This window comes from Kitasatospora sp. NPDC057738 (assembly GCF_042798815.1).
Lineage (GTDB): Bacteria > Actinomycetota > Actinomycetes > Streptomycetales > Streptomycetaceae > Kitasatospora > Kitasatospora lactacystinica.
The window spans coordinates 1-1,838 of the sequence record NZ_JBHVJT010000165.1; the positions used below are offsets into that span (position 1 = coordinate 1).

The following is a 1,838-nucleotide window of genomic DNA, read 5'->3' on the forward strand; positions in this document are numbered from 1 at the left end:
GGCCGTGACTGCGTGCCTTTTGAAGAATGAGCCTGCGAGTTTGCGGTGTGTAGCGAGGTTAACCCGTGTGGGGTAGCCGTAGCGAAAGCGAGTCCGAATAGGGCGGTTGAGTTGCATGCCCAAGACCCGAAGCGGAGTGATCTAGCCATGGGCAGGTTGAAGCGCGGGTAAGACCGTGTGGAGGACCGAACCCACCAGGGTTGAAAACCTGGGGGATGACCTGTGGTTAGGGGTGAAAGGCCAATCAAACTCCGTGATAGCTGGTTCTCCCCGAAATGCATTTAGGTGCAGCGTCACGTGTTTCTTGCCGGAGGTAGAGCACTGGATAGGCGATGGGCCTTACCGGGTTACTGACCTTAGCCAAACTCCGAATGCCGGTAAGTGAGAGCGTGGCAGTGAGACTGTGGGGGATAAGCTCCATGGTCGAGAGGGAAACAGCCCAGAACACCGACTAAGGTCCCTAAGCGTGTGCTAAGTGGGAAAGGATGTGGAGTCGCAGAGACAACCAGGAGGTTGGCTTAGAAGCAGCCACCCTTGAAAGAGTGCGTAATAGCTCACTGGTCAAGTGATTCCGCGCCGACAATGTAGCGGGGCTCAAGCACATCACCGAAGTCGTGTCATTGCAGCATATAGGGCCAACGCCTGCTGTGATGGGTAGGGGAGCGTCGTGTGCCGGGTGAAGCGGCGGTGGAAACCAGTCGTGGACGGTATACGAGTGAGAATGCAGGCATGAGTAGCGATACAAGAGTGAGAAACTCTTGCGCCGATTGACCAAGGGTTCCTGGGTCAAGCTGATCTGCCCAGGGTAAGTCGGGACCTAAGGCGAGGCCGACAGGCGTAGTCGATGGACAACGGGTTGATATTCCCGTACCCGCTTTGAAGCGCCAACGCTGAACCTCTTGATGCTAAGCCCGTGAAGCCGTCCCGGAGCCTTCGGGCAAAGGGAAGTGGTGGAGCCGGTGACCCAACGGGGTAGTAGGTGAGCGATGGGGTGACGCAGGAAGGTAGTCCAGCCCGGGCGGTGGTTGTCCCGGGGTAAGGGTGTAGGCCGAGTGATAGGCAAATCCGTCACTCATTGAGGCTGAGACCTGATGCCGAGCCGATTGTGGTGAAGTGGATGATCCTATGCTGTCGAGAAAAGCCTCTAGCGAGTTTCATGGCGGCCCGTACCCCAAACCGACTCAGGTGGTCAGGTAGAGAATACCGAGGCGTTCGGGTGAACTATGGTTAAGGAACTCGGCAAAATGCCCCCGTAACTTCGGGAGAAGGGGGGCCATTCCTGGTGACGAGTCTTGCACTCCGAGCTGGGGGTGGCCGCAGAGACCAGCGAGAAGCGACTGTTTACTAAAAACACAGGTCCGTGCGAAGCCGTAAGGCGATGTATACGGACTGACGCCTGCCCGGTGCTGGAACGTTAAGGGGACCGGTTAGCTTGGATTCGTCCAGGCGAAGCTGAGAACTTAAGCGCCAGTAAACGGCGGTGGTAACTATAACCATCCTAAGGTAGCGAAATTCCTTGTCGGGTAAGTTCCGACCTGCACGAATGGCGTAACGACTTCTCGACTGTCTCAACCATAGGCCCGGTGAAATTGCATTACGAGTAAAGATGCTCGTTTCGCGCAGCAGGACGGAAAGACCCCGGGACCTTTACTATAGCTTGATATTGGTGTTCGGTTCGGCTTGTGTAGGATAGGTGGGAGACTTTGAAGCCTTGACGCCAGTCTTGGTGGAGTCGTCGTTGAAATACCACTCTGGTCGTGCTGGATGTCTAACCTGGGTCCGTGATCCGGATCAGGGACAGTGTCTGGTGGGTAGTTTAACTGGGGCGGTTGCCTCCT

General features: G+C 56.3%; 1 rRNA gene. It reads left to right on the forward strand.

Annotated features, from left to right (window positions below):
• Positions 1 to 1,838: ribosomal RNA gene (locus ACFVGO_RS39355) — 23S ribosomal RNA — on the forward strand; the annotation flags it as partial.